Origin of the sequence: Paraburkholderia sp. BR10882, from assembly GCF_040948855.1 — a bacterium.
In the GTDB taxonomy this organism is placed as follows: domain Bacteria; phylum Pseudomonadota; class Gammaproteobacteria; order Burkholderiales; family Burkholderiaceae; genus Paraburkholderia; species Paraburkholderia nodosa_A.
Genome location: NZ_JBFPKP010000017.1, coordinates 74,878 through 96,788 on the forward strand (window position 1 = coordinate 74,878; position 21,911 = coordinate 96,788).

Genomic DNA, 21,911 nt, shown 5'->3' on the forward strand with positions numbered 1-21,911 from the left:
GTTTTAGGAAGTACGCGGTTTGCGATGATGAAATAAACCGCCCTGACGTTGTGATGCGTCAGGGCGGTTTTGTTGTTCTCGCCGCACAGGTGGGACGCTCAGCCCTGCGGAGAAGAAGGCAAATAGGGCATCGGGTCCACTGGCTTCCCATCGCGGCGCACCTCGAACAACACCGCCACGCGGTCGTTGTTCTCGCTACCCATCTCGGCGATCTGCTGGCCCTGATGCACCGTGTCACCGGTCTTCACGAGCAGACGGCGATTGTGCGAGTAAGCCGTGAGGAAGTCCTTGTTGTGCTGGACGATGATCAGGCTGCCGTATTCGTTCAGGCCCGTGCCCGCATACATGACCTTGCCGTCGGCGGCGGCGAGCACGGGGTCGCCGGCCTTGCCCGCGATCTCGATGCCGCGCGTCGTGCCCGGCGCGAACGGTTCGACCACACGGCCATGCGCCGGCCACACGAGTGCGACGCTGTTCGAATGGCGTGCCACTTCGGCCGCAACCTGGCGGTTTCCCGCTGCGTTCGGGCTGGCATTCGCCGTCGCTCCGCCTGCTTGCGGCGCGGCCACCTGGACGGTGATCGTCTGCTTTGAAACCAGCTTGATCGACTGGCCTGCGCGCAGGTGAGCGTTCGGCTTCAGGTGATTCCAGGTGGCCAGATCCTTGACCGACACACTGTGCTTTTGCGCGATGCGCTGAAGCGTGTCACCGCGGCGCACGCGCACGTAGGTCGTTTTGGTGACGACGCGCGTGACGGGCGCACTCGTCGCTTGTTGTGCGCTGCTGGCGTCGGCGCTCGCTGCGTCGGAGGCCGGGGTCGCCGCTGCCGCCGTGTCAGGCTGCGGTTGCTGCTGCGGCTGCTGCTGATTCATGTTGGCGCAGCCCCCCAACAGGGCCGCCAATCCCAACGCGGCCCAAAACCCTTTGAGGCCGCGCTGACCGATACGATCGTCTTCAAACATAACCCTTTCTCCTGCGGTGCCTGCAGCCGTGCGATGCAGCGAATGGCTGCCCCGGACGGTCTGCCGCGTATGCCGCGCTCCCGTCCCTCATGGCGTGCCGGCTCGCCTGCGCCGGGCTGCGTCGATCTGCGCCCAAGTCGACGACATCTCGAACCATAAACATTCAACGCACGCGATCGCCCCATTAACGAACGAGCGTGCCATCTCAAATTCGATCCGGCATTGTAAAGCGCAACTCCACGAAATCAGCCAGGGAGAACACTTTGAAACAAATGTTAATTAGCCGAATTCTTGCTCAGCAGCGCATTGGCAAAGGGCCAGAGTAAATCGCCCAAACCCGCGTCAGGGCGGCGTTTGGCGCACCCGCATGATTGTGCCCCATCCCCTGCCTTATCGGCACACGTCCCAGAAACTTGAACGGCGCACTGGCCACGCCCACTGAAAGCTATTTGAAATTACGCTAACATCGGCGGTGTCAACGTAAACCCGCATTCGGCGGGAACCCTCGCGTATTCTTCAGGTCTTTTCCTGCGTTTGTCGTGCGGCCGCCCTGGTGGCCACTTCACGTTTCCCGGCGCAAGGCGCGGCGCGAACGTCGCCCGAATTCCTGATTTCCCGATTTTTTAGCCAGGTACTTCCAGCATCTGCCCGCCCGGCCCGTTTTGCATCATCGGCTGCTTCATGCGCCTCATTCCGGCCCGGCCTGCTGCCCCAACATGCCAAAGTCATCCAACCGTCTAGTCGAACTCGATTTCTTCCGCGGCCTCGTTCTGCTCATCATCGTCGTCGATCACATCGGCGGCAGCATCGTCTCGCGCGTCACGCTCCACGCCTACGCGCTGTGCGACGCGGCCGAGGTCTTCGTCTTCCTCGGCGGCTTCGCCACGGCCACCGCGTGGGCCACGCTGTGCGCACGCCGCACCGAGGCCGCGGCGCGGCAACGCTTCATCAAGCGCGCGTTCGAGATCTACCGCGCGTTCGTCGTGACGGCGCTGTTGATGCTGCTCGTCACGGCGATTCTCGTGGCGTGCAACGTGGATGCGCCCAACCTCGCCACCACCGATCTCGACGATCTCACGCTCGCGCCTGCCGCCGCTTTGCGCGACATCGTGCTGTTGCGCCGCCAGCCGTATCTGGCCGGCGTGCTGCCGATGTATGCCTGGTTCGCCCTCGCCGCCCCGCTCGCATTGCCGCTTGCGCGCACGCGGCCGTGGCTGCTGCTGGCCATGAGCCTCGTGCTCTGGGGCGTCGCGCCGCACCTGGCACCGTGGCTGCCGCACGTCGAGGACGTGCAATGGGACTTCAACCCGTTCGGCTGGCAGCTGATGTTCGTGCTCGGCGTGATCGCGCAGGCGCAACCCGTGTTCCAGCGCGTGACTGCCCATCGTCTCGGCACGCTCGTGACCCTCGCCGCACTCGCCGTCGTGGCGGGTGCCGCGATCTATCGCCTGCAACTCGGCAACGTCGCGCTCGACGGCGACTTCAAGCGCAACCTCGCATGGTTTCGCGTGCTCAACTTCCTCGGCATCGCGTGGCTCACGGCGCATGTCATCCGCTTCGGCTGGGCGAAGCGCGTGGCGCATGCGCTGCCCTGGGTGGGCCTCGTCGGTCGCAAGGGGATGCTCTCGTTCGTGGCCGGCGCCGTCATTTCGCTCACGGTCGACTCGGTGCTCTACTGGTACACCGACGGCTATCTGAACGTGCCGCTCGGCCTCTGCGCAGACGCCGTCGCGATCACCGCGCTGCTGCTCGTCGCGCGTGCGTCCGACCCGCTCAAGCGGCTGCTGCCCTCGCGCGCAAAAGCTTCCGCCTGAAACGACGCGGCGCACAGGCCATGCACTGCGCGCCGGCGAACCGATCATCACGGCTTCCGGCACGCATGAGCGGCTGCTAGCATGATGACCCCGCGCCGCCCGCGCGCCACCGCTCTCGATGTCCCTGCCATGCGCAGACTCCTTCGCACCGCGCTGCTCCCGCTCGCTCTCTCCTGCGCGGCGTTCGCCACGCCCGCGGCGCCGGCCGCGGCGAGCACCGTCGTGGTCCGCACGTTCCACGCCGAGGCGCTCAACCGCGACTGGCCATACGTGGTGTACCTGCCGAACGGCTATCGCGCCGACCAGCACCGCTACCCGGTGCTCTATCTCCTGCACGGCAACAACGGCGAGCCGATGGACTGGGTCACGCAAGGCCAGCTCCAGACCACCGCCGACACGCTGATCGCCCGTCACGAGATCCCGCCCGTGGTGATCGTGATGCCGCAGGGCGGCACCGACTGGTACGTCGACCGAAAGGAGAGGATGGAGACGGCGTTCTTCCAGGATCTGCTGCCCGAGATCGAGGCGCACTTCGCGGTGGACGACGCGCGCGACGGCCGCGCGATCGGCGGTGTCTCGATGGGCGGGTTCGGCGCGCTGCGCTACACGCTGGAGCACCCCGACATGTTCTGCGGCGCGTTGCTGCTGTCCCCGGCGGTCTACGCGGGCGACCCGCCGCCCAGTTCGGCGGCGCGTCACGTGGGCGTGTTCGGCGATCATCAGTTCGATGCGCAGATCTGGCGCACGCTCAACTATCCGGCGCTCTGGAAGCCGTACTTCGCGCAGCCCCGGCGCGTGCCGTTCTTCATCGCGGCCGGCGACGACGACCTCGTGATCCAGGCCGAGTCGTCGCTGCTCTACACGCGGCTGCGCGAGGCCGGCAATACGGCGGCGCTGCGCATCGTGGACGGCGGCCACGTGTGGCCTGTGTGGCGCGAGCTGCTGCCCGCCGCGCTCAAGTACACGCTCGCCTGCTTCCGTTGAGCGAGGCACGAGGCGCGCCTCGCCCTGACCTGAGCGTCACTCCGCCCAGTTCACCCAAAGCACCATCAGCACGGTCATGAGCGCCGGGCCGATGAAGATGCCGATCAGCCCGAAGGTCGTCGCCCCGCCCAGAATGCCGAACAGCACGAGCAGAAAAGGCAAACGCGTGGAATTGCCGATCAGCACGGGCCGCACGAAATGCTCGGCGACGAACACCACCACGAATCCCCATATCGCGAGCGCCGCCGCCGCGATCAGCGAGCCCTGGATGACGAGCCACAGCGCCGCGCCGCCGAACACGATCGGTGCGCAAAACGGCAGCATAGCCGCGATGGCGGTGACCGTGCCCAGCAGCGCTGCATGCGGCACGCCGGTCGCGATATAGGCGGCGGTCAGCAGCACGCCCTCGCCCAGCCCCACGACCACGAGCCCCGTGACCGTGGCGCGCACGGCGGCGGCCATGCGCTGCAGGAGTTGCGCGCCGTCGGCGCCGAAGGCGCGGCGCGCACCGCGCATCACCGTTGCCGAAAGACGCGGGCCGGCCCGGAAGATCACGAACAGCGTGACGAGCATGAAGCCGAACGTCATCGTGGCGTGGGCGGCGCGCGCACCGAAGTGGCGGCCGAACGAGGTGATGGTGTCGCCGTGCAGGCTCTTCATCGCCGGCGAAGCCTTGAGCGGCTGGGCGAGATTGGCCTGCCACCAGTCGCTCACCTGACGGCTGCCGACCGGTAAATGTGAAACGAAGTCGGGCACCGGCACGCCGTTCTCCTGGGCGTCGCGCAGCCACAGGTAAAGCTCGTGGGCCTCACCGCCCGCCTGAATGGCAGTGACGGCGATCGGCAGCAGCACGAGCAGGCCGATCGCGGCAGTGAGCAGCGTGGCGATCAGCGTCTTGCGGCCCTTGAACGGGGCGCGTCGCTCGATCGCCTGATAGGTCGGCCACAGCACGATGGCAAAAACGCTCGCCCAAGCCACGGCGGGCACGAACTCGCGCACGATCCACAGCGCCAGCAACACGAGCGTGGCGTACAGCACCGCGGAGGCGGCGCGCTGGATTTTTTGCTCGTTTGCGGAGTTCGGAGCAGGCGGACGATGAATCATGTAACCTCTTGAAAATTCAAAAACAGCTGGCCGGTTTCGTGGCTGCGCAGGTGCGGTGCCACCCGCCAGCGCGGTGCAGAAAATCGATCCAGCCGGGCTGGTCTTCCCTCAGATCCCAATCCGCCCCAGTCGTTCCGTCCCTATCCTGGAACGCCCTCCAGGCGCCCGTTTTCCGGCCCCTCGATGTCGCGCCACGCACAACAGTGCGTTGCACAAATTCGAGATGTCGACCCCAAATCCGCGCAAACCCCCATTCCTTCGTGAATCGCAACGTGTCGCAGGGCGATTGTTGCTGATAATGGAATGGTGTTTCAACGGCGACAGAATGGCACTTGTCAGCGCGCAGGACTACATTCGCGGCACCACACTTACGGAGCCGACAATGAAGAAAAAAGCGTGCCTCTCGCTTGACGGAGCCAACGGTGAGCGTATCGAAATACTCGAGCAGACGGATACGGCGCTGGTGATCCGCTGGGTCGAACCCGGTCGCTGCCATTATGGCGAACAGCGCTGGCGCCGCCGCTCGGCGCATTCGTCGGGCACCTGCGCGGTGTCGCGCCGCAAGATCCGCCGGGGCGACGCCGTCTTCAAGCCGGCCGAACGTCCCGCGCCGCTCAACGCCTCCGTCATGATCGCCGCCGAAGTGTTCGGCGCCCTCATCGGCGCGGAACTGCCGAAGTAAGCGCGGCGACGTCTGCCGCGGCCTCAGCGAGGCGCGAGCGAAATGGCCCGCGCGGCATGGCGCGGCGCGAAGCCCGCCGAGGCGGCGCTCAACGCTGCCACGCGCGCGAGCACATCGGCGTCGAACGGCGCCGCGCGCGGGCCCGAGCGGTCCACGTGCAGGAGCAACTGCTCGCTCGCCGAGACCGGCGAGGCGAGCGCATCGTCAAGATCGCCCGCGAACATCTCCAGATACAGGCGCACGCGTTTCGCGTCGTGCTCGATCACCCGGACGTCGATGCGCACCTGCGCGCCCTCCTTGATCTCGTGGAGATAGTTCAGGTGCGCCTCCAGCGTGTACATCGACCGCCCGCGCGCCTCGCGCGCCGCCGCGTCGAGCCCGATGGCATCGAGCAGCGCGTCGGTCGCGTAGCTGTAGATCAGCATGTAGAACGCATCGCGCAAGTGGCCGTTGTAATCGACCCATTCCGCGCGCACCGTGTCGCGGTAGACCACGGGCGCCGTTTCGTTCGTCATCCAGTCTCCTCTCCCGTCTCCATATTTGGTGCCCGCGTGCAGGCGGGAGCAGTGTAACCGCAGACACGCCTCGTCCGCCGCGACACCGGCATGCTCCGGCGCCGCCGCATGCGCGCTCGCGCCACCGTGCACGCCGCGCGCCGCTGGGGTAAGGTTGAACGGTCGCGGCCCAGCCGCCGCCCTTCGAACGCCCTTCAACTGCCGCTCCCGCGCGGCGCTACGCGAGGTCCGGTCATGGCAGAAAACACGCCCCCGCTTCCATTTCCCCCGCAGCAGTTCTCACTCGACGTGATGCTCGAGAAGTACGCCAAAGGCGACGAGCAGACCGCCGACGACATCTACCGCCGCGTGGCGCGCGGCGTCGCGCAGGTCGAGCCGCCTGCGCTGCGCGCCGAGGTCGAGGCGCGTTTCGTCGACAACCTGCGCAATGGCGCGCTGGGTGCGGGGCGGATCATGAGCGCGGCGGGCGCCGGCATCGAAGCCACGCTGATCAACTGCTTCGTGCAGCCGGTCGGCGACAGCATCCAGGGCGTGGATGACGAAGGCCGCCCCGGCATCTACGTCGCCCTGCTGCAGGCCGCCGAAACCATGCGGCGCGGCGGCGGCGTGGGCTACAACTTCTCGGCGATCCGGCCGCACGGCGCACACGTGAAGTCGACGGGGTCGAGCGCATCGGGCCCGTGCAGCTACATCGACGTGTTCGACGCCTCGTGCCGCACCGTGGAAAGCGCGGGCGCACGGCGCGGCGCGCAGATGGCCGTGCTCGACTGCGATCACCCCGACCTGCCCGAATTCATCGAGGCCAAGCATTCGAAGGGGCGCTGGAACAACTTCAACGTGTCGGTCGCGGTGACCGACGAATTCATGCGCGCGGTGGAAAACGACGCGCCCTGGCAGCTCGTGCATCGCGCCGAGCCCTCGCCCGCGTTGCGCGCCTCGGGCGACCTGCGGCGCCGCGACGACGGCCTGTGGGTCTACGCCGAAACGCGCGCCCGCGCGCTATGGGACGCGATCATGCGTTCGACCTACGACGTGGCCGAGCCGGGCGTGGTGTTCATCTCGCGCATGAACGAGGACAACAATCTGCGCGCGCTCGAATCCATCCGCGCGACCAATCCGTGCGGCGAGCAGCCGCTACCCGCGTACGGTTGCTGCAACCTCGGACCGCTCGACCTGACCCGCTTCGTGATCGACCCGTTCGCCCAAATGCGCGGCGGCAAGGCAGATTTCGACTGGAATCAACTCGCCGAGCGCACGGGCACCCAGGTGCGCTTTCTCGACGACGTGCTCGACGCCACGCTCTGGCCGCTGCCCGAGCAGCAGGCGGAGGCGGCGGCCAAGCGGCGTATCGGCGTGGGCTTCACGGGGCTCGGCGACACGCTCGTGATGCTCGGCATCCGCTACAACTCGCCCGAAGGCTGCGAATTCGGCGCGCGCGTGGGGCGCACGATGCGCGACGCGGCCTATCGCGCCTCCGTCGAGCTTGCGCGCGAGCGCGGCGCGTTTGCGCTCTTCGACGCGAAGTCCTACCTCGAAGAAGGCACCTTCGCCTCGCGCCTGCCCGACGACCTCAAGGCCGAGATCCGCGCGCATGGCATCCGCAACAGCCATCTGTTGTCCATCGCGCCCACCGGCACGGTGAGCCTCGCGTTCGCCGACAACGTCTCGAACGGCATCGAGCCCGCGTTCTCGTGGACCTACCAGCGCACGCGCCGCATGGCCGACGGCAGCCGCGAAACGTTCAACGTCGAAGACCACGCGTGGCGTGTGTTCCGCGAACTGGGCGGCGACGTGAGCGCGCTGCCCGCGTACTTCGTGAGCGCGCTGGAAATGAGCGCACAGGAACACGTGGCGATGATGGCGGCCGTGCAGCCGTACGTCGACACGTCGATCTCGAAGACCGTCAACGTCCCCGCCGACTATCCGTTCGAAGATTTCGAAAATCTCTATCTCGACGCATGGCGGCGCGGCCTCAAGGGACTCGCGACCTACCGCCCGAACGAGACGCTCGGCGCGGTGCTGCAAACGCTGCCTCCCGAAGCGGCGGCAACGGCCGACGACGCGCTCGGCGACGCCCTGCTCGACCCGCTGCGCGTGGCGATCGACCACCGGCCCAAGGGCGAGCTGCCCGCCGTGATCGAGAAGATCGAATACATCACGCAGACGGGCAAGGTGTCGCTCTACGTGGCGGTGTCGTTTCTCGAAGTGACGGGCCAGGTGGGCGGCGAAGCCGTGACCATCGAGCGGCCCATCGAATTCTTCATCCCCGTGGGCCAGCGCGACGAGCAGCAGCAATGGATCACGGCGACCATGCGTTCGCTCTCGCTCGCGGCGCGAGGCGGCTTCGTCGCGCGCAATCTGCAGGATTTGCGCAAGGTGTCGTGGGATCGCGGCCAGGTGCGGTATGGCGAGACGCAGCGTCTGGACGGCCGGCGCATTCCGCTGTGGCACGACTCCGAGGTCGCGGCCATCGCCTACGCAATCCAGCAGATCCTGCATCGGCGCGGCTTTCTCGATGCCGAGGGACGGCAAGTGCCATCACGGCTGCTCGCGCAGCGGCGTGACGGTGCGTTGGCCGCGCAGTTCACCGGCAACGCGCGGGCCGGCGCGGAGCACCCCGGCGACCAGGTGCTGGACGGCGATAACGCGCTGCCCGCCGATACCCAGCATGCCTTTGCTCACGCGATGCTCGGCCGCAAGTGCGGATCGTGCGGGGCGAATGCGGTGATCCGCAAAGACGGGTGCGACTTCTGCACGGCGTGCGGCGAGATCGGGACCTGCGGTTGAGGGCTGGTGCTCAAGTCCGGGGCGGCGTGGTGGCCGCTGGCGCTGTTCTACAGCGCGCCTGCGGCCATTTCCCTCGTGTGTATCGCGGTGCTGCAGCGCAAGCAGTCGTCGGCCACGCAAGGCGATGTGGCGATCGCGTTCAGGACTAACGCTCTGCTACACGGCCGCCGTAATCGCCGCTATCAGCCCGTTCAGCGCAACGCGCCACGCTTCGCTGTTCGGGCCTTCGGTCAGCAGTGCGCCCACCACCTCCCGATGCAACGCGTCGCGTCGCGCGCCGGCGGGCAGAATATCGCCGAAGCCCGTCAGCGACTGCGCGAGCGGCGTGCTGCCGCCCTCGCCCTCTTCGCGCGCCAAGGCGCGCAAGAGGTCTTGCGCCGCTTCGGGCACCGCCGCGATCATGAGCATGCGCTCTTCCCAGATCACGAAGCGGGCGAGCCGCGCCAGGAGGCCTTCCGTTCCAGCGCCGCTTTCGACGTTCGCGGTCGCGGCGAAGGCCGGCGTCGTGTCGAGCCATTCGATGAGACGTGCGCCTTCCATCGGTTTCGCGATGCCATAGCCCTGCGCGCCGTCCACGCCGAGAATGGCGAGCGCGCGAAGGAGGTCGAGCGTATCGATGCCTTCGGCAAGCACGCGCCTGCCCAGCGAATGGCCGAGGCGCGTCAACTGATAGATCACGCGCAGCGTACTGAGCGCGTCGCCGCCGCTCACCTTCACCATCTCGCGGTCGAGCTTGATCCAGTCGAAGGGCAATTCTCGCAGTCGCGTGAGGCCACTATGCCCCGCGCCAAGATCGTCCTGCGCGAGCAGCACGCCCAGCTCGCGGAACTTCGCGAGAATGGCGCGCTGTCCCTGGCTCAGCGACAGTGCTTCGTTCTCCAGAACTTCCAGCGTGAGCCGCTCAGCCGGGCAACGGTGCGCGGCCAGCGCGGTGCGGGCGGCCTCGAAATAGCGGATGTCGTTGAGCGCCGCCGGCGGCAGGTTGATCGAGACGTCGAGATCGCGGCCCTGGGCGTACCAGCGTGCGCGGTCGGCGAGCGCCTGCTCGATGCCGCGTGCGAAGAGTGCGAGCAGATCGTCGGAAGAGAGTGCCGAGAGAAACACGTCGGGCACGAGCAGGCGCTCGCCGTCGCGCAGACGCGCCAGCGCTTCGACCTTGGTCGCCTTGCCCGTGGCGAGGCTGAGCAGCGGCTGATAGTGCATTTCCAGCGCGCCGGTACGCACGAGCGCCGCCCAATGCTGGCGCACGCTCACCGGCACCGCGGCGCTCAGGCCGTCGTTGCCGGCGATGCGCGTCGCGGCGCAGCCGAGCAGCGTTTGCAGTAAATCGACGAAGGCCACCTGATCGGGCCCGACGAAGCCGCCCGGAAACGCGCTATACAGACTCAACACGGCGAGCGGCGGCTGCCCGGGCGCGGCCAGCGGAATCGACACCGAAGAGCGCACGCCCTCGCGCGCCGCGAGATCGCGCCACGGCGCGACGAGCGGATCCGTCTGATAGTTGATGACGCGCTCGGGCTTGCCGCTGCGCCACGCACGCCCAATGGCGCCCTGCCCTTGCGGATGATCGGCGCGCACGCTGATTTCCCGATCGTGCGCGGCAAGCACGTTGAGCATGCCGCCTTGCGTCTTGCCGCCCGCGCCGGCCTCGAAGTGAAAAATACCCGCTTCGTCAGGACGTCCGATGGTGCAGGCGCTCACTTCGTCATGCTCCGCCAGCGCGGCAATGACCTGGTCGATGAAATTCGTGTAGCTGCCCGCCTCCCAGACAAGACGCGTGATGCGCAACAGCGCCTCCTGCTGCGAGTCCTGGACGGCCTGATACGCCTTGAGCTGCCACGCGAGGTCGGCGGTCAGACGGCGCGCGTAGAGCGAAAGTTGTTGCGTGCTCACCGTGCGGCCGACGTCCGCGTAGATCAGTTCCTGAAGAATGCCGCGGCTGCGCACGAGTTCTTCCTTGTCGAGCCCGACAATGGCATGAATGCGGCCGATGCGCTGCGCCATGTCCTCATGCTCGCGCGAGGTCGGCCCGAGACTGGCGAGGGCAAGCAGATTCTGGATCTGCCGCGCCTTGAGGTGCGCGAGTTCCGCACCCGAAAGCATTTCGAGGATGCGGCGGGATTTGGGCAAGCGACCCAGCTCCTCGTAGAAGCGGTTGACCACGTGGGCCGCGTGCTCGTGTAGCGCGCCAATCAGCGTTTTCATTTTTGAGCCTTCGATATCACCGCCCTGGCGTCACGGCCCGGATCTGCAAATCGGGCAGGGTGTCGCGCCACGTTCTTGGCCGTAGTGGTCATTAGCGGCCGCTCGAACAGCGATTGTGGCTCGCACAGAAGGAATGATACGTCATGCGCCGCAGGCGTCCGCGCACGATGGCATACACAAGGCGGCGCAAGCGGGCGCTAAAAGCGCCCAACGTCAGCCCTCAAAGCGGCGTGAGCAACGCCTCGCCCGCGAAGTGCCGCGCCGCGTTTTCGGCGAAATGTCGCACCGTGGCGGTGCGCACGTCGGGCGACGCGCCGGCCACGTGCGGCGTGAGCACGATGTTGTCTAACCCGATGAGCGCAGCGGGCGGCTGCGGCTCGCCCTCGTAGACGTCGAGCCCCGCGCCGCCCAGCGCCCCCGCCTTCAGCGCGAGGGCGAGCGCGGCCGTATCGACCACGCTGCCGCGCGACACGTTGACGAGAAAACCCTGCGGCCCTAGCGCATCGATCACGGCGCGATCGATCAGATGCTTCGTTTGCGCGCCGCCCGGCGTCGCGATCACGAGAAAGTCACTCCATTGCGCGAGCGCCATCACGCTCTCGAAGTAGCGCGCCTGAGCGCCCTCGCGCGGCTTGCGGTTGTGATAGCCGAGTTCCATGCCGAAGCCCGCCGCGCGCTTCGCAACCTTCTCGCCGATATGACCGTAGCCGACAATGCCGAGCCGCCGCCCCGTTACCGTGGGACGCATGGGCAGCGCGTCGCGCCAGACGCCGGTGCGGCACGCGGCGTCGAACTGCGGCACGGCGCGCACGGCCGCGAGCAGCAGCGCGAGCGCGTGGTCGGCCACGCAGTCGGCATTGACGCCCGCGCCGTTGCACAGCGCGATGCCACGCTCGCGTGCACGGTCGAGCGCGATATTTTCGTAGCCCGCGCCAAGCGCGGCCGCCAGTTCGAGCGCGGGCATGCGGTCGATTTCGTCGGCGGTGAGGCCCGTCGTGCCGTTGGTGAGCACCACGTGCACGTCCTTGCCACGTTCCGCGACCGCTTTGGCGCGCGCATCGGCATCGGGCGCGTAGATCACGTCGAACTGTTCGCCAAACCCGGCGAGGTCTTCAGCGGGAAGCAGTATCAGGACCAGCAGGCATGGCTTCATCGTCGTGTCACCCTTCCGTCAATGTTTCGATATGCGAATCGAATACCGCACGCCCGCGCGTGGACTTCACACGGCCGACACATAACGCGGCGGCAACACCTCGACGCGCGGCGCGGCCGCGGCGGCTGCGGCGTCGCGCGCGCGGCGCATCTGATCGGCCGGGCTCATGCCGAAGAGGCGCTTGAATTCGCGGCTGAACTGCGACGCGCTTTCATAGCCCACGCGCGTGGCCGCCGCGCTCACGGTCAGACCGTCGTGCGTGATCAGGAGCCGCGCATGATGCAGGCGCGTGGTCTTCACGTACTGCATGGGCGACGTCGAGGTGACGGCCTTGAAGTGCGCATGAAAGACGGCAAGGCTCATGCCCGCCTCGGAGGCGAGCGTTTCGACGTCGAGGTCGCCGCGGTAGTCGGTGTGAATGCGCCGCAGCGCCTTCGCGATCCGCCCGAAGTGATGCTGATGCGTGAGCGCCGCGCGAATTGCGTCGCCCTGCTCGCCCATCAGCACGCGGTAGCAGATTTCGCGCACGATCGAGGGGCCGAGAATGCGTGCCTCGTATGGCTGCGCGAGCGCTTCGAGCAGGCGCAGCACGGCGTTCGAGAGCGTGGCGTCGAGCGGCGTGGCGTAGATGCCCGAAGGTTCGGACACGGCGCGGCGCGGATCGTCGAGCGCCATGAGCAGTTCAGCGACGGTCGTGAGATCGACGCGGATCGAGATGGCCAGAATCGGCTTCTCGGGGCTCGCCTCGGTCTCGCACTCGAACGGCATCGGCACGGAGAGGACCAGATATTGCTGGGCGTCGTAAATGAACACCTGGTCGCCGAGAAAGCCGCGCTTGCGCCCCTGGCAGACGATGAAAATGCTCGGTTCGTACATGACCGGCTGGCGCGGATGGCTTTCGCTGCCGCGGTAGAGCCGCACGCCTTCGACCGCCGTGGCGTGCACGCCGTCGCGCTGCGTGATTTGCATGAGCAGGTCGACCGTGCGCGCCTGCGTGGCGGCCGCCGGCGCGATGGCCGCCGCGGCGAGGGTTTTGACGTAGCCCATATCGGTTGTGCCCCAAAAGATGAAGTCAGGCAGAGAAACAGGCTTGCCAATCTATCACCGAACCTGTGGATGTGCTGCGCGCCAGGAGAATCAGGCAAGTCTTCGATAGCTTCAGGTATTCCCTGGGTGGGTGCCGATCCTTACGATGGGAACCCTGCCGCAACACCCATGCACTAGAGGAGAGCCAACCCATGTACCCAACCTACGGATACGCCGCCCGCGACGCCGCCTCGCCGCTCGCCCCGTTCGAATTCCAGCGCCGTGACATGCGCGAACTCGACGTCCGTATCGACGTGCTGTTCTGCGGCGTGTGCCACTCCGACCTGCACCAGGCGCGCGACGAATGGCGCAACACGATTTACCCGGTCGTGCCCGGCCACGAGATCGTCGGCCGCGTGGCCGAAGTCGGCAAGGGTGTCACGAAGTACAAGGTGGGCGAACTCGTCGGCGTGGGCTGTCTCGTCGACTCCTGCCGCACCTGCCCGAGCTGCGCCGAAGGCCTCGAACAGTATTGCGAGAACGGCTGGGTCGGCACCTATAACGGCGCCGACCGCGTGAGCGGCGACATCACCTACGGCGGCTACTCCACGCAGCTGGTGGTGGACGAAGCGTTCGTGCTGCGCGTACCCGAGAACCTCGATGCCGCCGCGGCCGCGCCGCTCCTGTGCGCGGGCATCACCACGTATTCGCCGCTGCGCACGTGGGGCGCCGGCCCCGGCAAGAAGGTCGGCATCGTGGGTCTCGGCGGCCTCGGCCACATGGGCGTGAAGCTCGCGCATGCCATGGGCGCGCACGTGGTGCTGTTCACCACGTCGCCGTCGAAGATCGAAGACGGCAAGCGCCTGGGCGCGGACGAAGTGGTGATCTCGAAGGACCCGGAGCAGATGCAGGCGCACGCCAACAGCTTCGACCTGATCGTGAACACCGTGGCCGCGCAGCACGACCTCAACCCGTTCATCGAGCTGCTGCGCCGTGACGGCACGATGACGCTGGTGGGCGCGCCCGAACACGATCACCCGTCGCCACAAGTGTTCAACCTGATCCTGAAGCGCCGCCGTCTGGCGGGCTCGCTGATCGGCGGCATTGCAGAAACCCAGGAAATGCTGGACTTCTGCGGCAAGCATGGCATTACGTCGGATATCGAAATGATCAAGATGCAGGACATCAACAACGCCTATGAGCGCATGCTCAAGAGCGATGTGAAGTACCGCTTCGTGATCGACCTCGATTCGCTGCGCAAGTAACGCGCACGCAGCGCGGCAAACAAGCGCCGCGCACCCAGACGTAACACCCTGCCCCGCCGGGCCATCCGTTCCGGATGGCCCGCCAGCCCTTCCCCTTCGAGGCCTCCTTTTTTGGCCTCCCGTAGTCGAGCCGGCGTCACATGCGCCGCCATCCAATCGTCATGGCTGTTTAACCGCTGAGCGTCGCTTTCCGCGAGACGCCGGCACCGCGAAGCGCTTTCATCGCTACGCGGCTCACCCTTTTTTTGCACCAGCGCGGATTTCGTTCAAGCCTCAAGCCCATTGCAGGAGCTCGCCCGTGATCGACCGCATCCAGGCGATGCGCACGTTCGTGCGCATCGTTGACACCAATAGTTTCACCAAAGCCGCGCAGTCACTCGATATGCCGCGCGCCAGTGCCACCACGCTGATGCAAAACCTCGAATCGCTGCTCGGCACGCAATTGCTCGTGCGCACAACGCGGCGCCTTTCGCTAACGCCCGAAGGCGCCGCGTACTACGAGCGCGCCTCGCAGATCCTCGCCGACATCGACGATGCCGAAGCGAGCGTGCGCCAGTCGCCCGGCGCGATCGGCGGGCGCTTGCGCGTGGAAATGCCGGGGCTCATCGCCAATGCGATCGTGCTGCCCGCGCTCGACGCCTTCCACGCGCGCTATCCGCAGATCGACCTCGTGATCGGCGTGAGCCTGCGCAACGTCGACCTCGTCGGCGAAGGCGTGGATTGCAGCATCCAGCTCGGCGAGTTGCCCGATTCGGGACTCGCGGCGCGGCGCCTCGGCGTGCTGGAGCACGTGACCTGCGCGAGCCCCGCGTACCTCGAGCGGCACGGCGCGCCGCAAACGCTCGACGATCTCGCGCAGCATCCGGTCGTCAACTTCCTCTCGCCGCTCACGGGCCGCCCGTTCGAGTTCGACTTCGAGGTGGAGGGCAGTCCGACCAAGGTGAAGGTGGATGGCTTCGTACATGTCTCCGACGAGTTCGCCTACCTCACGTGCGGTTTGCAGGGCTATGGGCTGATCCAGCCGCCGCTGCTCGCTGCGCAGCCGTACCTGGACAGCGGTGCGTTGGTCGAGGTGCTGCCGCAGTGGAAGCCGCTGCCCACGCCGGTATCGGTGGCGTTCGTGAAGTCGCGACAGCTGTCGCCGCGTGTGCGCGTGTTCGTTGACTGGCTCGCGGAGCTGTTCGAGGATGCTGGCGCGGTGAATCGCGATCTCTCGCGGGTGCGGCAGTTGCTGGAGGGGCTGCAGTTGGCGCCGGTCTGAGCGTTTGCGGCTTTTGCTTTGGCCTTTAGCTTTGGCCTTTCCTTGTGTTCGCGTCGGTATGCAAGTGTTGCCCCTGTGCGGGGCGGCACCTACTTTCTTTGCGGCGGCAAAGAAAGTAGGCAAAGAAAGCCGCTCAAACCGCCAGCGCCTGCCACAGTTCACATCTCGACGTAAATGGTGAATGGCTCCGGAGCGTCTGTCACCTCGCACCTTCAGAGTTAGTGACAAGGCGCTCATTCATCCCGCTGCTCGCTTCGCGCGCTGCGGTGGGGTCTGCATGGGAAACCTGGGGGGATTGCCAAGGTTCGCGAGAACGCACGCGCACCAATAGTTTTCGGTTATGCCATTCGGCGCGCGCAGCGCCGCCGGAAGGATGAGCGCCTTGTCACTACCTTTGAAGGTGCGAGGTGACAGACGCTCCGGAGCCATTCACCATTTACGTCGAGATGTGAACTGTGGCAGGCGCTAGCGGTTTGAGCGGCTTTCTTTGCCTACTTTCTTTGCCGCCGCAAAGAAAGTAGGTGCCGCCCCGCACAGGGGCAACGCCTGCATACCGACGCGAAAACAAGAAAAGGCCAAAGCAGCCAGGAACCACAAAAAAAAACCACGCGCGATCAGCACGGCCGCCTAAGCGCCATACCCCGCCGGGCATGAAACCGCGCAACCGTCTCATAGGGCAGCCAGGCGTCAGCCTGATACGGCGCGATGCCCGAAGGATTGTGAAACCACACACCGCCGTCGCCACGTCCGTGCAGCAGGATCAGATGCCCGCCCCGGCCGGGGTCCATCCGCTCGGGATAGCGGATCTCGGGGCTCACGGAAACGATGGCGAGCGTTTCGGCATCAACGCGCCCTGCACTCGCCGCAATGTCCTCGTCGATCATTACCTCCACGTGCACGCCGAACGCGGCTTCCACCCATCCGGCGAACGGGCGGTAGATCAAGCCATCCACGCCGCCATCTTCGCGCACGCGATATACACCGTGCCGCAACGCCTCTTCGAGCATCTGCGCGCGCGGCGCATGCGCGACGCCCCAATAGTCGAGCGCCGATTCGAGGCAGGTCAGACCGCACAAGCGCTTGGCCCAGAAGCGATAGGCGTCGGCCTCGGTGAAGCCGCTCGCCCGCCAGCGCGGGTCCTCGCACGGGTCGGCGCCACGCTCGACGATAGGCGCCACCCAGTCGGCGCTGCCCCACTGGCTGTAATACGGCACGCCTTCATGCCGCCATGTCCCGCCGTTGCGCACGTCGTCCAATCGATACCCCTCGCCCCAGTAAGGTTGATTCGCCGCGCGCGAGCGCACGGCGTTCAAAATCGTGCATCTTCGCAGTCGCGCGCCGTCCCCGCAATGCCGCGAATATCGCAAGCCATGTGTAAACGAAGCCGAATATACGCTTACATTCCCGTATTCGGCGCCGCATTACATTTCGCTAAAATAACGCCGTCGCCTGGCATTTTATGCGTTTAGAATATCGTGCTCCCGTGCGCAGGCCGCAGGAGGTCCGGTCAAACCGGCCCCGCGGCGCCACGGCATGATCAATCAGAAACTGAATCCACGAATCCCCCTTCAAGCAGTATGTCGAACGTTGCATACACAACCGACTCGGCCTCGGTGGCGGAGCGCGTACGCGAGCTGATGAGCCGTCACGGCATCGGCAAGCGTCAGCAAACGACCGAGCTGTGCCGGATTCTTGACCTGAGCTTTTCACAGGGGCACCGCAAGCTGCGCGGCAACAGCCCGTGGACGCTCGCGCAGATCAAGAAAGTGGCCGAAGCGTTCGGCGAACCCGCGGGCCAGCTGTTCGGGGCGCAGCTGCTCGACCCCGGCATGGTCGGGGCCAGCGCTCAAGAAGCGATCCTCTGCGTGAGCGCCGCCGAACTGCCCTGCACCGCCTGGATCGGCGCACCGGTCGAGGCGGGCAGCCGCCCCGACTTCGTCGCCTACGAAAAGCAGGGCCAGTGGCGCGTGGTGCGCCCGGACGGCGCGCTCTACCAGAACGCGCGCGAAGTCCACAAGATCGAGATCTACCCGCGCCGCGCCGAGTCCGACAAGCCGCTCATCGCCGTCGTGGACGACGACCGCTCCTCCGCCGACAACCTGCGCGACTACCTCGAGCACAGCGGCTACACGGCGCTCGCGCTCTACGGCCTCGCGGCATTCAACGAAGCGCTCGAAAACAACGTGTTCGACGGCGTGGTGATCGACTGGCTGTTCGGCAGCCAGACCGCCGCGGAGGCGATCCGCAGCGTGCGCGCCTCCGAGAACCCCGATGCGCCCATCTTCGTGCTCACCGGCGAACTGCTGACCGGCAAGGCCAGCGAATCGGAGATCAGCCAGGTCGTACGCCACTACAACGTGGCCTGCTACGAAAAGCCGGCGCGCATGGCGATTCTCGTCGCCGATCTTTCGAAGCGGCTCAACCGCGGCTAACGCCGCGTTTTGCTCGCTCAACCCGCTCCCGCGCCTTTCACACCGCCGCGCGCGGCGCGCTCAGCGCGCGCTGCAACGCCGCACGCAGCACCTCGTAATGCACCGGCTTCGTGAGCCGGTCGAAAAACGGCGCGCCCTCGCCGCCCGGCGTCTTGCCCGCAGTGTCCGGAAGCGCCGCCAGCCCCGCCACGTCGGCGCTCACCGCGATCACGCGCGGCTGCGCGAGCACATCCTGCGCGGTCTCGAGCCCCGCCACGAAGTCGTAGCCGTCGCGGCCCGGCATGTGCAGGTCGAGCAGCACCACGTCGCACACCTCGTGCGCGAGCAGCGCGAGCGCGCTGTCGGCGTCGCTGGCCGCGAGCGCGCGGTAGCCCATGTGCGCGACCATCTCGCAGAGCGAATCGCGCACGAGCGGGTTGTCGTCGACGACGAGCACCTGCGGCAGCGCCCGCGCGGGCAGCGCCGCTTCGGCCACGGCCGCGGGCGCCGGCGGCTCGACCGGCGTGACGGGAATGCGCACGGTGAAGGTCGTGCCTTTGCCCACGCGGCTTTGCGTCTCGATCGTGCCGCCGAACAGCTCGACGAGGCCGCGCACGATCGCGAGCCCCATCCCCGCGCCTTCATAGCGCCGCGAGCGCGACGTGTCGAGCTGCGTGAACTCCTTGAAGATGAGCGGAATCTGGTCCGGCGCCACGCCGGGCCCCGTGTCGCCGACGACGATCACGAGCGTGTCGCCGCCAGCCGGCTTCGGCGCGCCCTCTGCGTCCTGTGATGACCGCGGAACCCGCGCGGGCGCCTGCAGCCAGAATTCGAGCCGCACCTTGCCGCGCTCCGTGTAGCGGATCGCGTTCGTGACGAGGTTGCCGGCGATCTGGCGAATCCGATGCGGGTCGGCCACCACGCGCCGCTGCGGGCCCACCCACGCATGCTCGAACACGAGCCCGCGCGAGCGCGCCGCCTGCTCGTTCTCATCGACGATCGACTGCAGCAGTTCGCGCGGCTCGAACTCTTCCTGGCGCAATTCGAGCTTGCCCGCGCCGAGACGCGCGTAGTCGGTGAGGTCCTTCATCTGCGCTTCGAGCTGGCGCGCGGCGGTTTCGAGGCGCTGGATCACCTTGCGGTCGGCTTCCGAATGCGAGTTGAAGCCGAGCAGCTCGATCGACGAGACGATCGCGTGCAGCGGCGTGCGCAGTTCGTGGCTGATCATGCCGAGGAAGGCGTCCTTCGCCATGCTCGCCTCGCGCGCGGCGCGGCTCGCCTGGTGCTCGGCTTCGAGCGCCGCGCGCTGCTGGTGCAAGAGGCGCGTGCGCCGGTAGCCGTTCATCACGAGCAGCACGCCCGCCGCCGCCGAAAGCACGAGCAGCACGAGCCCCGAAGCGAACAGTTCGCGGCGCTTGGCGATGAAATCGTGCCGGATCGCCTCGCGCTCGGTCACGTCGGCGAAACGCCGGTTCAGCGCGAGGTCGGTCACCTGGGTCCAGTGCAGGTCGAGCGCCATGAGCATCGGCACCGCGCGTTCGGGGTTGTCCGCGAGCGTGGCGATTTCGGCCTCGAATGGCGAGATCGTCGCGGCCAGAATGGCGAGATCGGCGTCCTGGCGGCGCTTCAGGCCCGGCGTCGAGTCGAGCGAGAGCGTCGAGCCCTTCATCACGTTGAGCTTCGACTGCAGCACCTCGTAGCGCAGCCGCACCTTGTCGAGATCGCGGTCGATGCCGTCCGCGAACATCAGCAGCTGGCTCTCGAAGCGTGCGTAGGCGATCTGGAGCTGCGCGGCGTCCCAGTACAGGCCGTCGTAATTGCCCGTGATGCGCTGCACGACCTGCGGATTGAGCAGGTTCGCGTAGAGCAGATAGCCGACCGCCACCACGGGCGGCGCGAGCGCCGCCATCCAGATGATCGCCTGCAGCAGGCGTCGCAAGGGACGTTGTATCACCCGCTACTCACCGCTTGATCGTCATCGACTTGATCTGCCACGCGAACTTCGAGTCACCGGCCGCGCCGTCGAGCTCGAGCGGATGCTGGTCGCGTGGATAGATCAGGAACAACGGGCCGAAATTGCTCACTTTGAGGCGCTGGCCGTTCATCTCATAGGCGACCACCACGCCATAGCGCGCGGCGTCGGCCACGGGCACGACACAGGTGTAGTCGTCGAGCGTATGGATCTCGATCTCGCTGCCGTAGGCGCCCACGGCCTCGAGCACGTCCGAAAGCAGCGGGCCCGTGAAGGTCGAGCGCGGCGTCCAGGTCGTGGCCGTCGTGATCGAATGCGCGGGCAGCGCGAGCAGCTGCGCCTCGCTGAAGTGATACGCCGTGTGGGACGCGTTGTTGGTCACGCGCACCTCGCCATCGACGTCGAGCGAGAGCGCACCCGTAGAACCCGCCGCCTGCGCGGAAGGTGCAAAAAACGGCGCCGCACCCGCGAGCGCCACCACGGCGGCCCAGCGCCGCCAGCCTGGCCATCCCTTCCCATGCCACATCTTGCCCGAGCCCTTTCGCGCGATGATTCGCGTCGTTTTCGTGTGTCTTTGCGCCGCGCTACGCGACATTTTGCGGTAATGCGCCGCTTTTTCCTGCTGCGTTTCCCTCGTTTTCCTGCTACCTCCACCCACCATGCCAGCAGGCGCTGGTGAGCATAGGCATAATATCGTCAAACATTGTGCTGACAATAGCCGTCTTTTTCTCGTACACCGCTATCGGAAAAGCGCATTGCGCAGTTGCCGCGCAGTTGCCGCGCGCTTGCCGATTACGCGCTTCGACACCCAATTCAACCCATGGATAAACCTGTCGTTCCGCTCACCTACGAACAGCTCGATCACTGGGTCGAGTCGCTGCAGCCGGCGCTGATCGCGGAGGAATTCGACCTCGTGGTCGGTATCCTGCGCGGCGGCGCGCCGCTTGCGCTGATGGTTTCGCACGCAACGGGTGCGGCTGTCGCATTCCTGCGCTATGACCGCGCCACGCGCGAAGTGCGCTGGGACTCCACGCTGCCGCTACCCGAACCGGGCTCGAAAGTGCTGCTCTGCGAGGACATCGCGGGGCGCGGCCATACGCTCGTGGACTGCATCGCGTTCCTGAGCGAGCACGGGCTCGTCGTGCGCACGCTCACCGGCGCCTACGACGACCTCAGCCGTCTGCGCCCCGATTATTCGATCGACGCGAGCGGCTATTTCGCGCTGTTCCCGTGGGAGCGCCAGGCCTACACCGACCGTTATCGCGCCGACTGGATCCGCGATGGCGACGGCGACGGCACGCGCATGGCCGACGACCACGAGTACGCGGTCTACGCCATCGATCTCGATGGCGTCCTGCTCCCCGACCTCCCGATTGCGCGCTACGACGAAGACCTCGTCGCCGCGCTCGCCGAGCGCGACGAGCTGGTGCCGTTCGAGCGCCTGCCCGGCATCGACATGAAACGCACGCGCGCGATCATCACGGGGCGTCCGGAGATCGACCGCGAGCGCACGCTCGCCTGGCTCGAACGCCACGGTTTCGGGCACCTCGAACTGATCATGCGCACGCCGGACGAACACGACGACACGGCCGCGGCCGTGGCTGCGCACAAGGCCGCGGCGGCCATCCGCAGCGGCGTCACGCACTTCATCGAGAGCGATCCGGTGCAGGCCATCCTGATCGCCCAGACCGCGCCGCTCCTGCGCGTGATCTGGTGGAACGCCCAGGCGCGCACGGGCACGCTGATCGGCGCCTCGGCCTGGAGCTGAGC

Annotated in this window: 17 protein-coding genes; 8 read left to right on the forward strand and 9 right to left on the reverse strand. The window is 66.8% G+C overall.

Features of this window, described 5'->3' with window-relative positions; all coding sequences use genetic code 11:
• Nucleotides 1–98 precede the first annotated feature (98 nt).
• The gene (locus AB3X99_RS31485) at nucleotides 99–962 is read right to left on the reverse strand and encodes a peptidoglycan DD-metalloendopeptidase family protein (RefSeq protein ID WP_069266205.1); all 864 of its coding nucleotides are present in this window, start codon (nucleotides 960–962) and stop codon (nucleotides 99–101) included.
• Nucleotides 963–1,678: 716 nt separating this feature from the next.
• Between AB3X99_RS31485 and AB3X99_RS31490 the strand changes: the two genes are divergently transcribed.
• The gene (locus AB3X99_RS31490; RefSeq protein WP_069266204.1) at nucleotides 1,679–2,776 is read left to right on the forward strand and encodes an OpgC domain-containing protein; all 1,098 of its coding nucleotides are present in this window, start codon (nucleotides 1,679–1,681) and stop codon (nucleotides 2,774–2,776) included.
• 129 nt (nucleotides 2,777–2,905) lie between these two features.
• A complete protein-coding gene (locus AB3X99_RS31495) occupies nucleotides 2,906–3,760 on the forward strand; it encodes an alpha/beta hydrolase-fold protein (protein ID WP_342946604.1) in 855 nt (284 codons plus the stop codon).
• A gap of 36 nt (nucleotides 3,761–3,796) precedes the next feature.
• Here the strand turns inward: AB3X99_RS31495 and AB3X99_RS31500 are convergent, their stop codons facing one another.
• On the reverse strand, nucleotides 3,797–4,864 hold the full coding sequence (locus AB3X99_RS31500) for an AI-2E family transporter (RefSeq protein ID WP_069266203.1): 1,068 nt from the start codon (nucleotides 4,862–4,864) through the stop codon (nucleotides 3,797–3,799).
• Between the two features lie 382 nt (nucleotides 4,865–5,246).
• Between AB3X99_RS31500 and AB3X99_RS31505 the strand changes: the two genes are divergently transcribed.
• Entirely contained in the window at nucleotides 5,247–5,546 is a 300-nt protein-coding gene (locus AB3X99_RS31505) for a DUF3331 domain-containing protein (RefSeq protein WP_069266348.1), read from the forward strand.
• A 23-nt stretch (nucleotides 5,547–5,569) separates the two neighbouring features.
• Here the strand turns inward: AB3X99_RS31505 and AB3X99_RS31510 are convergent, their stop codons facing one another.
• Nucleotides 5,570–6,061 (reverse strand): thioesterase family protein, encoded by a 492-nt coding sequence (locus AB3X99_RS31510; RefSeq protein ID WP_069266202.1) that lies wholly within the window; start codon nucleotides 6,059–6,061, stop codon nucleotides 5,570–5,572.
• 234 nt (nucleotides 6,062–6,295) lie between these two features.
• Here AB3X99_RS31510 and AB3X99_RS31515 point away from each other — a divergent pair, with 234 nt between their 5' ends.
• Nucleotides 6,296–8,848, forward strand: coding sequence for an adenosylcobalamin-dependent ribonucleoside-diphosphate reductase (locus AB3X99_RS31515; RefSeq protein ID WP_368619133.1), 2,553 nt, complete (start codon nucleotides 6,296–6,298; stop codon nucleotides 8,846–8,848).
• A gap of 156 nt (nucleotides 8,849–9,004) precedes the next feature.
• On the opposite strand, the gene AB3X99_RS31520 is transcribed toward AB3X99_RS31515, so the two are convergent.
• From AB3X99_RS31520 to AB3X99_RS31530, 3 genes are all read right to left on the reverse strand, one after another.
• On the reverse strand, nucleotides 9,005–11,053 hold the full coding sequence (locus tag AB3X99_RS31520; RefSeq protein WP_368619134.1) for an EAL domain-containing protein: 2,049 nt from the start codon (nucleotides 11,051–11,053) through the stop codon (nucleotides 9,005–9,007).
• 220 nt (nucleotides 11,054–11,273) lie between these two features.
• A complete protein-coding gene (locus tag AB3X99_RS31525; protein ID WP_368619135.1) occupies nucleotides 11,274–12,206 on the reverse strand; it encodes an NAD(P)-dependent oxidoreductase in 933 nt (310 codons plus the stop codon).
• A gap of 66 nt (nucleotides 12,207–12,272) precedes the next feature.
• Nucleotides 12,273–13,253: an AraC family transcriptional regulator N-terminal domain-containing protein gene (locus AB3X99_RS31530; protein ID WP_368619136.1), complete on the reverse strand. Its 981-nt coding sequence runs from the start codon at nucleotides 13,251–13,253 to the stop codon at nucleotides 12,273–12,275.
• A 191-nt stretch (nucleotides 13,254–13,444) separates the two neighbouring features.
• Here AB3X99_RS31530 and AB3X99_RS31535 point away from each other — a divergent pair, with 191 nt between their 5' ends.
• Together AB3X99_RS31535 and AB3X99_RS31540 are read left to right on the forward strand one after the other, a co-directional pair.
• Nucleotides 13,445–14,497 (forward strand): NAD(P)-dependent alcohol dehydrogenase, encoded by a 1,053-nt coding sequence (locus AB3X99_RS31535; RefSeq protein ID WP_069266197.1) that lies wholly within the window; start codon nucleotides 13,445–13,447, stop codon nucleotides 14,495–14,497.
• Nucleotides 14,498–14,795: 298 nt separating this feature from the next.
• Nucleotides 14,796–15,758, forward strand: a complete 963-nt coding sequence (locus tag AB3X99_RS31540; protein ID WP_342946608.1) for a LysR family transcriptional regulator — start codon at nucleotides 14,796–14,798, stop codon at nucleotides 15,756–15,758.
• Nucleotides 15,759–16,372: 614 nt separating this feature from the next.
• Here the strand turns inward: AB3X99_RS31540 and AB3X99_RS31545 are convergent.
• On the reverse strand, nucleotides 16,373–17,014 hold the full coding sequence (locus tag AB3X99_RS31545; protein ID WP_368619137.1) for a C39 family peptidase: 642 nt from the start codon (nucleotides 17,012–17,014) through the stop codon (nucleotides 16,373–16,375).
• Between the two features lie 321 nt (nucleotides 17,015–17,335).
• Between AB3X99_RS31545 and AB3X99_RS31550 the strand changes: the two genes are divergently transcribed.
• Nucleotides 17,336–18,190: a helix-turn-helix domain-containing protein gene (locus tag AB3X99_RS31550; RefSeq protein WP_069268748.1), complete on the forward strand. Its 855-nt coding sequence runs from the start codon at nucleotides 17,336–17,338 to the stop codon at nucleotides 18,188–18,190.
• Between the two features lie 37 nt (nucleotides 18,191–18,227).
• On the opposite strand, the gene AB3X99_RS31555 is transcribed toward AB3X99_RS31550, so the two are convergent.
• Together AB3X99_RS31555 and AB3X99_RS31560 are read right to left on the reverse strand one after the other, a co-directional pair.
• A complete protein-coding gene (locus AB3X99_RS31555) occupies nucleotides 18,228–20,078 on the reverse strand; it encodes a hybrid sensor histidine kinase/response regulator (protein WP_368619162.1) in 1,851 nt (616 codons plus the stop codon).
• 52 nt (nucleotides 20,079–20,130) lie between these two features.
• On the reverse strand, nucleotides 20,131–20,667 hold the full coding sequence (locus tag AB3X99_RS31560; protein WP_368619138.1) for a molybdopterin-dependent oxidoreductase: 537 nt from the start codon (nucleotides 20,665–20,667) through the stop codon (nucleotides 20,131–20,133).
• Nucleotides 20,668–20,961: 294 nt separating this feature from the next.
• Here AB3X99_RS31560 and AB3X99_RS31565 point away from each other — a divergent pair, with 294 nt between their 5' ends.
• On the forward strand, nucleotides 20,962–21,909 hold the full coding sequence (locus AB3X99_RS31565; protein ID WP_342950261.1) for a phosphoribosyltransferase: 948 nt from the start codon (nucleotides 20,962–20,964) through the stop codon (nucleotides 21,907–21,909).
• Nucleotides 21,910–21,911 lie beyond the last annotated feature (2 nt).

Excerpts from the sequence above, each read along its gene's own strand:
- AB3X99_RS31505 (WP_069266348.1), top strand. The coding sequence starts at position 5,247 with ATGAAGAAAAAAGCGTGCCTCTCGCTTGACGGAGCCAACGGTGAGCGT.
- AB3X99_RS31525 (WP_368619135.1), bottom strand. The coding sequence starts at position 12,206 with ATGAAGCCATGCCTGCTGGTCCTGATACTGCTTCCCGCTGAAGACCTC.
- AB3X99_RS31485 (WP_069266205.1), bottom strand. The coding sequence starts at position 962 with ATGTTTGAAGACGATCGTATCGGTCAGCGCGGCCTCAAAGGGTTTTGG.
- AB3X99_RS31510 (WP_069266202.1), bottom strand. The coding sequence starts at position 6,061 with ATGACGAACGAAACGGCGCCCGTGGTCTACCGCGACACGGTGCGCGCG.
- AB3X99_RS31555 (WP_368619162.1), bottom strand. The coding sequence starts at position 20,078 with ATGGCGGCGCTCGCGCCGCCCGTGGTGGCGGTCGGCTATCTGCTCTAC.
- AB3X99_RS31515 (WP_368619133.1), top strand. The coding sequence starts at position 6,296 with ATGGCAGAAAACACGCCCCCGCTTCCATTTCCCCCGCAGCAGTTCTCA.
- AB3X99_RS31560 (WP_368619138.1), bottom strand. The coding sequence starts at position 20,667 with ATGTGGCATGGGAAGGGATGGCCAGGCTGGCGGCGCTGGGCCGCCGTG.
- AB3X99_RS31550 (WP_069268748.1), top strand. The coding sequence starts at position 17,336 with ATGTCGAACGTTGCATACACAACCGACTCGGCCTCGGTGGCGGAGCGC.
- AB3X99_RS31535 (WP_069266197.1), top strand. The coding sequence starts at position 13,445 with ATGTACCCAACCTACGGATACGCCGCCCGCGACGCCGCCTCGCCGCTC.
- AB3X99_RS31565 (WP_342950261.1), top strand. The coding sequence starts at position 20,962 with ATGGATAAACCTGTCGTTCCGCTCACCTACGAACAGCTCGATCACTGG.
- AB3X99_RS31490 (WP_069266204.1), top strand. The coding sequence starts at position 1,679 with ATGCCAAAGTCATCCAACCGTCTAGTCGAACTCGATTTCTTCCGCGGC.
- AB3X99_RS31495 (WP_342946604.1), top strand. The coding sequence starts at position 2,906 with ATGCGCAGACTCCTTCGCACCGCGCTGCTCCCGCTCGCTCTCTCCTGC.
- AB3X99_RS31530 (WP_368619136.1), bottom strand. The coding sequence starts at position 13,253 with ATGGGCTACGTCAAAACCCTCGCCGCGGCGGCCATCGCGCCGGCGGCC.
- AB3X99_RS31520 (WP_368619134.1), bottom strand. The coding sequence starts at position 11,053 with ATGAAAACGCTGATTGGCGCGCTACACGAGCACGCGGCCCACGTGGTC.
- AB3X99_RS31500 (WP_069266203.1), bottom strand. The coding sequence starts at position 4,864 with ATGATTCATCGTCCGCCTGCTCCGAACTCCGCAAACGAGCAAAAAATC.